General features: G+C 31.7%; 12 protein-coding genes. All 12 read right to left on the bottom strand.

The features are described from left to right. Window positions 1–22 precede the first annotated feature (22 nt). The 12 genes from IY230_RS05500 to rny all read right to left on the bottom strand — a co-directional run bounded on the left by IY230_RS05500 (window position 23) and on the right by rny (window position 13,992). Window positions 23–1,435 (bottom strand): S1 RNA-binding domain-containing protein, encoded by a 1,413-nt coding sequence (locus IY230_RS05500; protein WP_196370506.1) that lies wholly within the window; start codon window positions 1,433–1,435, stop codon window positions 23–25. Then, window positions 1,428–2,096 carry a (d)CMP kinase gene (cmk, locus tag IY230_RS05495; protein WP_196370504.1) on the bottom strand — a complete coding sequence of 223 codons (669 nt, stop codon included), beginning with the start codon at window positions 2,094–2,096 and terminating at the stop codon, window positions 1,428–1,430. The genes IY230_RS05500 and cmk overlap by 8 nt, the downstream gene beginning before the upstream one ends. Before the next feature lie 55 nt (window positions 2,097–2,151). Then, complete coding sequence (locus IY230_RS05490) at window positions 2,152–2,868, bottom strand: pseudouridine synthase (protein WP_196370502.1); 717 nt, start codon at window positions 2,866–2,868, stop codon at window positions 2,152–2,154. A 109-nt stretch (window positions 2,869–2,977) separates the two neighbouring features. Beyond that, the gene (gene efp, locus IY230_RS05485) at window positions 2,978–3,535 is read right to left on the bottom strand and encodes an elongation factor P (RefSeq protein ID WP_196370500.1); all 558 of its coding nucleotides are present in this window, start codon (window positions 3,533–3,535) and stop codon (window positions 2,978–2,980) included. 33 nt (window positions 3,536–3,568) lie between these two features. Beyond that, complete coding sequence (locus IY230_RS05480; protein WP_196370498.1) at window positions 3,569–3,997, bottom strand: type II 3-dehydroquinate dehydratase; 429 nt, start codon at window positions 3,995–3,997, stop codon at window positions 3,569–3,571. After that, window positions 3,994–4,485, bottom strand: a complete 492-nt coding sequence (locus IY230_RS05475; protein WP_196370496.1) for a shikimate kinase — start codon at window positions 4,483–4,485, stop codon at window positions 3,994–3,996. The genes IY230_RS05480 and IY230_RS05475 overlap by 4 nt, the downstream gene beginning before the upstream one ends. 4 nt (window positions 4,486–4,489) lie before the next feature. Beyond that, on the bottom strand, window positions 4,490–5,332 hold the full coding sequence (gene miaA, locus IY230_RS05470) for a tRNA (adenosine(37)-N6)-dimethylallyltransferase MiaA (RefSeq protein ID WP_196370494.1): 843 nt from the start codon (window positions 5,330–5,332) through the stop codon (window positions 4,490–4,492). Continuing rightward, complete coding sequence (gene mutL, locus IY230_RS05465; protein WP_196370492.1) at window positions 5,329–7,038, bottom strand: DNA mismatch repair endonuclease MutL; 1,710 nt, start codon at window positions 7,036–7,038, stop codon at window positions 5,329–5,331. Before mutL ends, miaA begins: the two co-directional genes overlap by 4 nt. 10 nt (window positions 7,039–7,048) lie before the next feature. After that, window positions 7,049–9,574, bottom strand: a complete 2,526-nt coding sequence (gene mutS / locus IY230_RS05460) for a DNA mismatch repair protein MutS (RefSeq protein WP_196370490.1) — start codon at window positions 9,572–9,574, stop codon at window positions 7,049–7,051. 15 nt (window positions 9,575–9,589) lie between these two features. Next, entirely contained in the window at window positions 9,590–11,476 is a 1,887-nt protein-coding gene (locus IY230_RS05455) for a hypothetical protein (RefSeq protein ID WP_196370488.1), read from the bottom strand. 109 nt (window positions 11,477–11,585) lie between these two features. Continuing rightward, window positions 11,586–12,356, bottom strand: coding sequence for a TIGR00282 family metallophosphoesterase (locus IY230_RS05450; protein WP_196370486.1), 771 nt, complete (start codon window positions 12,354–12,356; stop codon window positions 11,586–11,588). A 55-nt stretch (window positions 12,357–12,411) separates the two neighbouring features. Then, window positions 12,412–13,992: a ribonuclease Y gene (rny, locus tag IY230_RS05445; RefSeq protein ID WP_012242830.1), complete on the bottom strand. Its 1,581-nt coding sequence runs from the start codon at window positions 13,990–13,992 to the stop codon at window positions 12,412–12,414. Window positions 13,993–14,219: the final 227 nt, after the last annotated feature.

Genomic DNA, 14,219 nt, shown 5'->3' with positions numbered 1-14,219 from the left:
ACCTTCTTTATATTATATTTTTTTATTTCTTCTTTTTATCTTTGCCTAAATTTGAATATATGTCACCTAGTGTTAGGCTTTCTGCTTCATCAGCGTCACCCATATATTTTTCAAATTCTTGGCGTTCTTGTAAGTTCAATAAACGTTTAACAGATAATTTCAATACCCAGTTTTGTTTATTAAATTCAATCACTTTAGCTTTAACAGTATCACCAACTTGGTAATACTCATCAATATTCACTTTTGGATCGTTATGTGCTTCATTTTTTGCAATGATGCCATCAACGGATTCAAAAGATACTTTAACTTCTTCTTTTGTAACTTCTTCGATACGTACTTCAATATCTTGACCAACTCTTAAGTTAAGTTTAGCCCATGGATTGTCTTCTAATACTTTCTTAGAAAGTGAAATTCTTTCTTTCTTAGCATCTTTAGATAAAATCACTGCTTCGATTTCATCATCAATTTTGATGTATGCATCAAAATTAGATTGAGGATTCCATGAATATTCACTCTTATGAAGTAAACCTTTCACATCACGATCAAGTTCCACTAAAATACCAAATGGTAATTTAGATACCACTTTACCTTTTACTGTTTCTCCAACTTTGTGAGCCTTTAAGTATGCTTCATATGGTGTAGGTTGTAAAGCCTTCATAGATAAATCTAGACGGTTACCTTCTTTTTTAATCACTTTAACTTCAACTTTTTGTCCGATTTCTAACACATCTTCAATTTTATCAATTCTATGATGTGATACTTGGGAAATACGTAACATACCTGATACATGTTCAAAACGCACAAATGCAGCGTGCGTTTCAAAGGATTCAACAACACCTTCTAATACAGCACCAGTTGTAATTGTTTCTAATTCCTCTTTACGTGCTTCTTGACGTTTTTGTTGTTCTTCTTGACGATGTGCTTCAAAAATAGGTTTTCTAGTTGCAATTAATTTAGGACGTTTACGATCTGATTTAAACTCTTCAATTAATACAACTAATGATTGTCCAATAAGCTTATCTTTTTGATCTTTTAATTCGAAATCTAATAATGAGTATGGTAAGAATAATTCAATACCTTCAAAATTTAATACTAAACCTTTATCATTAGCTGCTTTGACAACAGTTTCAATTTCTAACTTTTCATCAAAAGCTTTTTGAATTTTTTCCATATTTTTTTCATGTAAAAGTGGTAATCTAGATAACATGATTAAAGATGAACGATCATCTTCACTTATTTTTTCTACCTTAGCGCGTACTTTATCGCCTTTTTTGATAACTTTTCTCAGATCTTCAGGTGCAGGTCTGTCAAAGTACTCAGCATAGATAGTCCCCTCTGTTGCTGCGTTAATGTCTAAAAGTACATAATTTTTCTTTACTTGAAAAACTTCACCTTCGATAATTTGTCCTTTTTTAGGGATTATAAAATCATTCATTGATTACTCCTTTTGCTGACTGTATCAGCTCTATTATTTTTTTAACTGTTTGTTGCAATGTCATATGTGTCGAGTCTACCACGATTGCATCCTCTGCTTTTTTAAGTGGTGATATTTTTCTTTGTGAGTCTAGTTGATCTCTTCTAGTTATTTCATCAATTAACTTTTCGATATCTACTTCATAGCCTTGATTTTGTTTATCTTGTTGTCTCCTCTTAGCACGTTCTCTTACATCAGCAACTAAAAATATTTTTAAGTCTGCATCTGGTAAGACAACTGTACCAATATCTCTGCCATCCATAATGATATTGTTAGTTTCGCCAAGTTTTTGTTGTATTTCAACTAACTTTTTCCTCACATAAGGAAAACTTGAGACAAGTGACACATGGTCGGTGACCGCTTTAGAACGAATTTCTTTTTCAACAATACGGTCACCTATATAGATGTGATCATCTTTATAGGTTATATGAACGTCCTCTAGAAAATGGTATTGAGACTCGTCATTCATATCAATTTGATTTTCGATGGCTAAAAGGGTGACTGCTCGGTACATGGCACCCGTATCTATATGGGTCATACCTAGTTTGTGCGCTATATTTTTGCTAATTGATGATTTACCGCTACCTGCGGGACCATCAATGGCCACTTTAAATCCTGCCATAAAATTCCTCCACACTACATTTTATTATACCACAAAGTAGATTTAATATCATAAGTTAACTACGATATAAGTATTTTACTTCATGAGCTTTCAATTTTCTATAACTTCCTCGGTTAACACCTTCAAGTGTTAGACTGTCAAATCTAATACGTGTCATGTTTTTAACCTCATGTCCAAGTTGCTTGAACATGGTTTTTAATTCTTTCGCTGATTCATTGGTTATTATCATTTTAACTAATGTTGATTGATGTGCTTTATCAAGTTCAACAATTGCTATATCAACTGGTTTGATAATTTTGTTTTCAACCTTAACACCGCGTTTGATTTCACGGATTCGCTCTTTAATCATGATACCTTTAGTACGTATAACATATTCTTTTTGAATACTTTCGCTTTGGTTTGTTAATTTCTTTGTTAACTCACCATCGTTTGTTACAAGTAATAAACCAGATGTATCATACTCAAGTTTATGGATTGGAAATAAACGAACATTTTGATCTTCTTTTAAAATAAGGTCTAAAATGTTACGACGCTTATGTATATCAGCGGTTGTAGAAAGATAACCAGTAGGCTTATTTAGTAAATAGTATACTAAAGGTTCTTTGACTAAGGGTTTGCCTTCAACAGTAATGATATCTTTAGGACTAACTTTATAACCTAAAACATTAATGATTTCATCATTAACCTTAACCTTACCTTCTGTAATTAAATTTTCTGCTTTACGTCTGGATGCAAACCCAGCCTGAGCAATGACTTTTGATAATCTTTCCATATTTTCACCTTTAATATTATAGCATGTTTAGCTTATAATTTTAACCCTAAAATCTACTTGTTTCAAAATAAAAAGACACTAACGGTCTTTCTATCTTCATAAATATAAATTACGCTCTTGAAACGTAAGTACCTTCAGTTGTATTCACGATGATCTTTTCACCAGTTTCAATGAACATTGGCACTTTAACTAAGTATCCAGACGCTAAATAAGCATCTTTCATTGCGTTAGTTTTTGTATCACCTTTAACACCAGGTACTGTTTCTTTGACTTCTAATACTAATTTTTCAGGTAAGTTTACACCAATAATTTCTGTGCCGTAAAAATTGATTTCAACTTCTAAACTTTCATATAAGAAATTAAGTTCGTATTCGATTTGAGATTTATCAACTTCGATTTGTTCATAAGTTTCCATATTCATGAATACGTGTATGTCACCTGATGCATATAAGTATTGCATCTTAATGCGGTCGATAATAGCACGTTCAACTTTATCACCAGATTTGAAAGTTATTTCTTGAATGTTTTTTGTACGTAGATTACGTAATCTTGTATTAATTAGCGCACCACTTCTAGCTGTTTTAGAATGTAGGAAGTCTAATATTACATAGATTTGGCCGTCAACTTCGATTGTTAAGCCTGTTTTAAAATCACTTGTAGATACCATTTTTATATTCTCCTTTGTAAAACCTTATATAGTTTACTCGAAATTACTGTTTTTTTCAAGTATATAAGTAACTGCATCGATATAAGACTGCTCTTTTTTACCAAAAAATGTTTGATTTACCACATCTTTTATATAATTTGTCCTTCTAAATGCTTCTCGTTCATAAATGTTTGATAAATGAACCTCTACTTTAATTACCTTAATTATTTCTAAACAATCTCTAATAGCAATCGAGGTATGTGTATATGCACCTGCATTAATTACAATAGCATCACATGTTGTTTGTTGAAGAAAATCAATGATTGCACCTTCATGATTACTTTGAAAAAATTCAAAGTCTACTTTAGGAAATGTATTTTGAATAAGGTGATTGATGTCATCAAGTGTCATTAAACCATAATGATTTGCATCTCTTTTTCCTAACATATTTAAATTAGGTCCATGAACAACAACTATCTTCATTTATTTTTCCAATCCGTGACGATTTTAACTAAATCTGAAACAGCTTTTGTTATATCATCACTGTTTGATACTATTTTATCAGCAAACCCTTGATATTTCAAAAATCTAATATCATAAATTTCTTCTAAGGTCATAGATTTTAATAAAGGTCTATCATAACTAGATTTTAATCTTTTTTCTATCGTTTCAATCGGTGTATTAATATAAATTTTAAGACCATCCATCAAGGCTTTATTTGCCTTCTTCATAACTATACCACCACCGGTTGAAATGACATAGTCTTTACCAATAAAATCTTTTAGACTTTCAGTTTCAATTTCTCTGAATTTTTCTTCACCATACATTCCAAATATTTCATCAATGTAAAGTAAATATTTTTCCTCAATATATTGATCCAAATCGATAAATGTCTTATTAAGTTCTACTGCTAACTTTTTACCTAATGTGGTTTTACCACTTCCTGGCATACCTATTAAATATATATTCATAACTTTATACTCCAAAAAATTCTTTGATGTCTTTTAAACACTCATCTAGCAAATCAGGACTTAAAGCATTATATACTTTAGGCTTCATTTGATTGATAAACCATGTTTTTTGTCTTTTAGCAAATCTCATTGTTGCAGTAATAATCTTTTCTTTAGCAGTATCTAAATCGGTCATGCCATTTAGATACTCTTTAATTTCACGGTAGCCTATGATATTTAAATCATAGTTGATTAAAGATTTAGTCTCTTCAATAAATCCCTTTTCAATCATTAGATCTAATCTGGTTTCCAGTCTCTTTTTTAAGATATTTCTATCCAAATCTAAATAAATTAAATAGATGTCATAGAGTGGTTCATTCTTTCTTATTTTATCGCTTCGCTTTTGGCCATGGATAATCGTTCTATATGCAGATTCAATACGTCTAGGATTATTTAGATCTATTTCAACATCAGGATCTGTTTTTCTAATAACTTCAATCATTTCATTAATGTTTGGAAATTCAATGTTATCTTGTTGTTCGAATTCATAGTTATATAGCGAGGACTTAACATATAAGCCACTACCACCTACGATAAATGGTCTATCTATACGATCAATTAGCCTACGAACATCTTGTTGAAAATTATAAACTGTATAGGGTTCATCTAAGGCAACATGACTGATTAAATGATGTTTTACACCATCCATTTCATCAGGTGTTATCTTAGCTGAGCCAATGTCTAGTTTTTTATAAATACTTACACTATCACCATTAATAATTTCAGCACCTAATGATTTGGCAAGTTTTACAGAGAGTGCAGTCTTCCCACTACCTGTAGGTCCCACAATACAAATGACTTTTTTCATACAATACGTTTAAACATTTTCTCAATATCTTGATTAGAAAGTTTAATTAATACAGGACGTCCATGTGGGCAGGTATACGGATTTTTACACTGTCTTAAATCATTTTCTAATTTATTAATTTCTTGCAGGGATAGTTGTTGATTTGCTTTAATCGCACCTTTACATGCAATATCTTTAGCAAGTTGATTTCTTAATATCTTAAGATCAATTTTACCATTATCTTGAAGTTGATCCACTAAAGCATGAACTGCTTTATCCAGTTCATTTTCACGTAACCATGTTGGGTGTTTTACAACACTAGCATTATCAAACTCAAATCCAATGTGTTTTAATAAATGGCGATGTGTATGTAAAATTAACGCATCTTGTTCAGTAATGTGTAAATCTTTCGCGACTAAGAGTTCATAGTAATCACTTTTTAAGGCACCGACTTTATCTTCATAATATTCATAACGGATACGTTCTGCAGCAGCATGTTGATCCATTAAGAAAAGGCCTTGATCATTTTGATACAGTAAATAAGTACCTGAAAGTGTTCCGATGTACTCTAAATGTGGCAATTTTTCAGTTTCTACAATAAGCGGTTCGACTGCTGGTGCCTCATTAAATTCAAACAACTGTTCTGGTGAGTCTTCCTGTTTAACAAAATCAAAGATATCAATAATAGTTGGTTTAAATAAATCTTTTCTAACTTCAGTAATTGATTGTCTAATTGGCATATTTCCGGATTCTAAGGTTTTTCTTATCTCTGGTGCTAGTTGATATGCAAACATACGCTCGTTAGCAAGTTTAGCTTCCATCTTTTGAGGATGGACATTTACATCCACTAAACTTGGGTCTAATGTAATATATAGTAAGCATAATGGATATTTGTTTGTCATTAAAAATGTTTGGTATCCATCAATGATACTTTGACTAATAACATAGTTTTTAATATATCTTTGATTAATAAAGATGTTGATATCACTTCGTTTAGAACGAACAAATTTAGGATCTACTAAATAAGCATCCACTTTAATCTTACCTAGATATGTAGATAATACTTTAATTCCTTCAGTAGTCTTTTTACCATAGATTGCTTCTATGAGTTGATTCATTTGGTTATTGCCTAATGTAGATTTTACTAATTTATTATCCATATAAAGTTTAAAACTAATCGTTGGATGTGAAAGTGCTAGTTTGTCAAATATTTCTGAGATAGCATTTTTTTCTGAATATTCAGATTTCATATACTTAAAGCGTGCAGGTGTATTATAAAAGAGTTCTTTAACAATTATTTTAGTTCCCTTATTTAAAACTGCGATACCTTCATCAACAACCTTAGAATCTTCTAACTTTAAAAAGTACCCATCGCCAGCGTCTGTTCTAGACATAATCTCAATTTTGGATACAGATAAAATAGAGGGGAGTGCCTCACCTCTAAAACCAAGGGATCTGATATCATTTAAATCTGATATTTTAAATATCTTTGACGTAGCATGTCTAAGAAAAGCTTTATGAAGATTTTCTTTCGTCATACCACTTCCATCATCTGTTACGCTGATGGATTCCAGTCCCATATTATGAACTTCTATACTTATGTTTTTGGCTTCTGCATCAATTGCATTTTCTACTAATTCTTTGATTACTGATGCAGGACGTTCAACGACTTCACCAGCTGCAATTGTATTGGCAAGCGCCATATCCATAATGGCTATATTTTTCATCATTAAATCCTTATTTTTTATCTTTACTTAAACTTTGTAGATATTTTAATTTAATCAATGCATCAAGCGGTGTCATTTGATTAATATCCAAGTCATTGATGTGGTTCAATAAATCTTGAACATCATGCGGTATAATTTGACCAAGTTCTACTTTTTCTTCAAACATAAATAGATTATGGTCAATACCTTTTCCATCTTTTTCTAACTTTTTAAGTAAGTATTTCGCACGTTTAATCACAGGATCAGGTAGATGTGCTAGGGCTGCTACTTGAATACCATAGGATTTATCAGATGAACCAAGTTCAACTTGGTGTAGGAATACCATATGGTCTTTTTGTTCGATAGCTTTAACGTGTAAGTTAGTTATAAGATCATGTTTTTCTGATAATTTAGTAAGTTCATGATAATGAGTTGAAAACATCATTTGAGCTTTGATTTGGGTATGTACATACTCAATCATCGCCTGAGCAAGTGCAAGACCATCATAGGTTGCAGTACCTCTTCCTATTTCATCAAATAAAATAAGTGAGTTTTCTGTTGCATAGGTGAGTGCATCATTTGCCTCAACCATTTCAACCATAAATGTAGACTTACCACCTGAAATATCATCACTTGAACCAATGCGTGTAAATATTGCATCATATATCGGTAGATTTGCAGATGTAGCTGGCACAAACATACCCGTTTGAGCCATAACAGTTATCACTGCAAACATACGCATATATGTCGACTTACCACTCATGTTTGGACCAGTTAAAATAAATATTTCACTTGGTTTCATGTGAATATGGTTTTTAATGAACTCCACATGCTGTTCCACAACCGGGTGACGTCCATCTTCTATATCTACAATCCGGTTATGATTGAGTTTTGGTCTTACATATTTATACATTTCTGCTACTTTTGATAAACTAATATATTTATCAACTGAGGCAATAATTTGACTTAGTAATTGAAGTTCATGAGTATAAGTTTTAGCAGTTTCTTTGATTTGATTAAATATTTCATACTCTAATTTGTCCGCTCTATCTTTAGAAGATAAAATCTTATTTTCTGCATTTTTTAAATCTTCTGTAATATAACGTTCTGCATTAGCTAGTGTTTGTTTTCTAATATAACCAAACTCATCTTGAATAAATGGAATATTACCTTTGGATACTTCAATAAAATATCCAAATACGCGGTTATAACCTACCTTTAAATTCTTAATTCCGGTACGTTCTTTTTCCTCTTTTTCAAATTTTTCTAGCCATAAATCACCGTTTTTAGCAATACTTCTAAATTCATCTAAAGTTTCATCATATCCATCTTTAATGATGCCACCTTCTTTAATCGTTAAGGGTGGTTCGTTTTCAATGGATGCATCCAGTAATGTAAATAAAGTTTCAAAAACATCAACCTTGTCATTCATTTCATCAATAAGTGGGTTATTAAATGAGGATAAAACTTCTTTAAACTCTGGAATAAGGCTAAGCGTTGTTTTAAGTTGAACTAAATCTCTTGCGTGTGTTTGGTTACTTGAAACACGTCCCACTAATCTATTTAAGTCATAAACTTGTTCTAATATCGATTCTAGTCTATTTCTTGGTTCAAATTGTGTAAATGCTTCAATGTAATCATATCTTTTTTCGAGTAATGCTTTATCTTTTAAAGGATGTGTTAATTCATATCTAAGTAATCTAGAACCCATTGCAGTGGATGTTTTATCAATCCACTGAATCAAGGTAGAATTAATGTTACCTGTTAAGGACTCTGTTAACTCTAAGTGATTTAAGACTTGATAATCAAGTCTCATATACTGATCGATGATGACACTTTCAAACGGCATCAAGTGAGATAAATCAAGTTTAGATTCTTTTTCTAAGTAATTAATTAATAAAGAACCTGCTTCTTTAAGATGTTTTTCTTTTAAGTTTCTTACAATTCTAGTATTCTGAACTTCTTGGTTCGTATAGATGGACACTAAAATATTTTCTTGTTTAAAAAAGTTTAACAAGTAAGTATCCGAAGTGTTTGTTAAAACAATTTCTTTGAGTTTTAAATTGGATACTTCATCCGTTAAAGCTTGTTTTGTTAGACCATTTAAGATGAATGTATCACCCGTTGAAATATCTGCATAACTTAATATATATCCATATTCTGATAAAGAAACAGATCCAATAAAATTATATTCATTCTTAGGCAGAATATCATCATCAATAATCATACCTGGAGTAATGAGTTGAACGACTTCGCGTTCAACTAAACCCTTACCAGGTTCTGATGTTTGTTCAACAATTGCTATTTTAAAGCCTTTAGTGATAAGTTTTTGAATATAAACTTTTGCAGCATGATGTGGAACACCGCACATTGGAACGGTTTGACCAGCTTCTTTTTTTGTAAGAGCTATTTCTAAAACCTTGGATGCAGTAATGGCGTCATCAAAAAACATTTCATAGAAATCACCAAGTCTAAAAAAGACTATCGCATCTGCGTAGTCTTCTTTAATTTTTAAGTATTGTTGCATCATAGGTGTGTATTTAGAAATATCTGACATGTTTACTTCCTTATTTTATACATAATATTGTGACATATCATGCGCAGAACCAAATAGTGGTTCTATGATGTAATCTCTTAATAATGGTCCTATAAATGGTATATTTTCATATCCATAAGTGAATTCTAATCTCCAAATGCCATAGAAAACTATAAATACTAAAAGCACAAATGTAATAAATGCTAATAAGCCAAACATGAACCCACGTGATTTTTTTACCTTACGCTTATGATCAGGATGACTCATTTTCTTTATAGCTTCAGTTAATTTAGTTATTTCAGTTTCTTCTTTTTGTTCTATAACTTGAACTTTTGTTCCAATAGATGCAAACACGAATAATCCTGTAATAATAAACCCTGTGAATAGTGTAATAAATCCTAAGACTTTAAGTGACTGCTTAGAAGGTTTTCTTAAAAGTATAATGAAGGCATATATGTTGATTAGTGCAAGTACAATGGTTCCATAATTAACTACTAGTTTCATAGTAGCATCTAAATCATTGACCATTTGGTTAGCTTTCACTAAGAATGGTGCAACAAGTAGACCAAATGAAAGTAGGTAAAGCCAAGCAAATAATACTGCAAAAACTAATGATAATAATGCTGCAAATACGCCGAATCCTCGTTTGTATTTGAATTCTTTGGTTATAATCTTACCATCAATATCAAATGGTTTTTCAGAATCAAGTTCTGGTGCGTCAGAATCATCTTCTCTTAATAGTTCTTGAATAAGTGCTTCTTGATTCACCATCATATTCGTTGGTTGTGGTCTAACGACTTGTTCTTCTCTAATAACAGGTTCTTGAACAACCACAGATTCAGGTTTAATTGAATTTTCAATGTTAACACTAAATTCTTTATCTTTGAAACTTTCAGCTAATCTGTTAAAAGCTTCAGTTAGTTTATCAAGTTGAGGTCTATAATCAATGACATCTGAGTTTACGACAACATTCGGCGTCATAGTAGGTTCAATAATCACCGGTTTAGGTTCAACCACTGGTTCAATTTTAACTTCTGGTTTAGGTGCTTCCTTTTTAACTACTGGTTCATCAAGATTTTCGTATACTTCTTGAGACTGTGGTACGAAATATGTCGACTTAGTTTCTTCTGCATTTGAAAGAATAAATTCAATAATCTCTTCTTTTTTAAGTTCTGTAGAAACTTTGATGTCATGATCTTTAGCAAATCTTTCAAGTAAAATAATATTTTGAGTTTTTAATTTCTTTTCAAGTTCAGGCGTAAGCTCATTGCGTTCTTTTAATTTATCCAAAATCACTTGAAGCATTTCATTTTTCTTTAAGCGCTTTGGAATTGGTGCGTTATACTTTTCACCAATACCTCTTAGCTCAGTTAAAGTGGTTGCTTCATAAGTAACCAGTCTAAATTGAGCTTGTGTTACACCATCAATTTCTCCGTTCTCATCATATAAAACAGCATTTAAAGCTTTATTGAAGTCTAGAGTAAGTGAGCGTTTGTTGGTTTTAATTGCATTATCAGCTTCTGTAAATAACCTATCAATATCACTATCCGATACACCTTTAACAACGATGTAGTCTAAAAAATCTCTCCAGAAACCGGTGAGATAAAGATTGCCTAAGGATGTCGATTTATACCATTCTAATAAGTTTACTAATTGTGTATCCGTAAACTTACTAAACCATGTTAATCTATAACCCATTTCATCGGCAAGTGACTTTCTTTCCTCAATTGTACGCTCAACAGGTTCTTTTAAAACTTTGAATAAAACATTCATGCGTAATTTACGCGGTAAAGTTAAACCAATAGATTGTAAAAAATCAACTAAATAAGTTCCTGATACGAAACTTAACTTAGTGACCAAGTCATCTACTTGGTATTTCCCTTTTTTTGTAACAAACAAACCCTCTTTATTGAATACTGCCATAAAAAATTCCCCCTTATCATATAGACTAGTTTAATTATAACATATAACAATTTATAAAAACAAACATTTGAGTAAGTCTTACAAGTCAAATAATGCCTTAATATAACCTTTAAACTAATTTATGAGTTTCCTCTAAATGTATTTTTTCTATTTTCTTTGTAGGACTTAAAGTAAATAAACAAGCATTTAACTGACGTCTACCGAGTGCTACTTCATTTGGTCTACTTTGACCATGAATAAATCTATCGATGATGATTTCTTTTTTAACACCAATGACACCTTCTAGTGGACCTGTCATACCTACATCTGTTAAATAGAGTGTACCATTATCAAGTAATCGATCATCATTTGTTTGAATGTGTGTATGTGTGCCTACCATCATATCAACTTTACCATCTAAAAAATATGCCATCGCAATTTTTTCAGAGGTCGTTTCAGCATGAAAATCTAACAGTGCGTAATCATAAATTTCTCTATCCAAAACTTCTTTAACCATTATAAATGGCGGTTCATAATCTTCATTCATAAAGGCTTTTCCAAGTGCATTGATCACCAATACTTTTTGACCATTATAGTTCATAATTTTGTAACCACTACCTAAATTTGAACCGTCATTAATTGGTCGAATAATGTTACTGTCTTCAATAAAAGTTTTAAGTTCAGGGTTTTTCCATGTATGGTTACCCATTGTTAAAAGTGATATACCAGCTTGCATAAGCTTTTTATATATCTTTTTATTAATACCCCGTCCATTTGCAGAATTTTCTGCATTTGCTATGATTAAATTAGGTTGGTATGTTTGTCTTAGGTATGTGATATTTTCTAATAAGTAATCTATACCAGGATCACCATAGATATCACCAATAAATAATATTTTCATACATCTATTATATATGAAAAAGAGGCAAAATTGCCTCTTTACATTAAACTTTATTTTATTTAGCTACATCCGTTGCTCGTTTTTCACGAATAACTGTAACTTTGATGGTTCCAGGATATGTCATTTGTGCTTCAATCTTTTCTTTGATTGTGCGTGCAATATTAATCAATCCTAAATCATCTACTTTATCAGGTAATACCATGACACGTACTTCACGACCAGCTTGGATAGCATAAGCTTTATCAACACCGGTAACATCATTAGAAATTTCTTCTAATTGAGTTAAACGTTTCATGTAGGAATCCATAGATTCAGATCTTGCACCTGGACGCGCTGCAGATAAAGCATCAGCTGCTGCAACTAATACTGCAATAATTGATTCTGGTTCACTATCACCATGGTGAGATGCGATTGCATCAATAACTTCTTTAGGTTCTTTATATCTAGACATAAGTTCAACACCGATAGATACGTGTGAACCTTCTACCTCGTGGTCAATTGCTTTACCAATATCATGGAATAAACCAGCACGACGTGCAAGCATTTCATTTTCACCAATTTCAGCAGCTAATTTTCCTGCTAGGAAGGCTACTTCAATTGAGTGTTTCAATACGTTTTGACCATAGGATGTTCTAAATGTCATACGTCCTAAGAGTTTAATAATATCTGGATGTACTTTACCTACACCAGTTTTAAATACTGCTTCTTCACCAGCTTCGCGGATGAACATGTCAATTTCTGTTCTGGCACGTTCAACAACTTCTTCAATACGTCCCGGATGGATTCTACCATCTTGAACTAGTATCGTTAAAGCACGTTTTGCAACTTCACGTCTTACAGGGTCAAAACCAGATAAAACGACTGCTTCTGGTGTATCGTCAATAATTAGATCCACTCCAGTGAGAGCCTCAAGTGATCTAATATTTCTTCCTTCTTTACCAATGATACGACCTTTCATGTCCTCATTTGGTATTTCAACAACTGTAACTGTACGTTCAGATGTAGTTTCAGCTGCATATTTTTGCATAGCAAGTGATAATATCTCTTTACTCTTATTTTGAGCAATAGATTTTGCATTATCTTCTTCATCTCTAATATAAGCTGCAATTTCATTCGAGATAGAATCTCTTACTTGAGCCATTATCAATTCACGAGCTTGCTCTCTTGACAACGCTGAAATAGAACTGAGTTTCTCCTCTTGTTCCTTTATTAATTCTTCCACTTTGCTATATTGGATATCAAGTTGTTCTTTACGTTCGTTATGTCTTTCTTCTTTAGCGTCCAGACCGATTTCACGTTTATCTAAATATTGTGATCTTTGGTTTAAAGCATTCTCACGTTGAGTTGCTTTTTCTTCAAGATTCATGACGATTTGACGGCGATCTTTAATATCTTCATCAAATTCTTTACGTAACGTTAAAATTTCTTGTTTAGCTTCAAAAACCATCTCTCTTTTAGTTCTATCAGCTTCTTTTTTTCCGTCTTCAATAATACGTTCAGCTTCTTCTCTAGCCAAGCGTAAACTTTTTTCATGTTGAGCTACACGAATGAAATAACCCACCAACGCACCACCAAGGGCACCTACGACGATTAGCAAAATGAAGGTAATTAATGCAGGAGTGTCAACATTAAACATTATGTCAAACATCTCTTTAAACCTCCATATTTAGTTTTAACTTTTTATTTGAATAATAATCAAAAATTAGTTTCGTACATAAAGTACTTAATTTATTATAACTTGATTTCATTTTATAGTCAATGAAAAACACGATATAGAAGTGATTAAATATTTTCATAAACGAGCATTTACTTTTAAATATTACGATTCATAGATTTTGATGTTAAGAAAAACTTATAAATGTT

Origin of the sequence: Acholeplasma laidlawii (genome assembly GCF_015709225.1) — a bacterium.
Lineage (GTDB): Bacteria > Bacillota_I > Bacilli_A > Acholeplasmatales > Acholeplasmataceae > Acholeplasma > Acholeplasma laidlawii_A.
The sequence above is the reverse complement of the archived record's forward strand: the minus strand, read 5'-3'. Positions and strand labels throughout refer to the sequence as shown.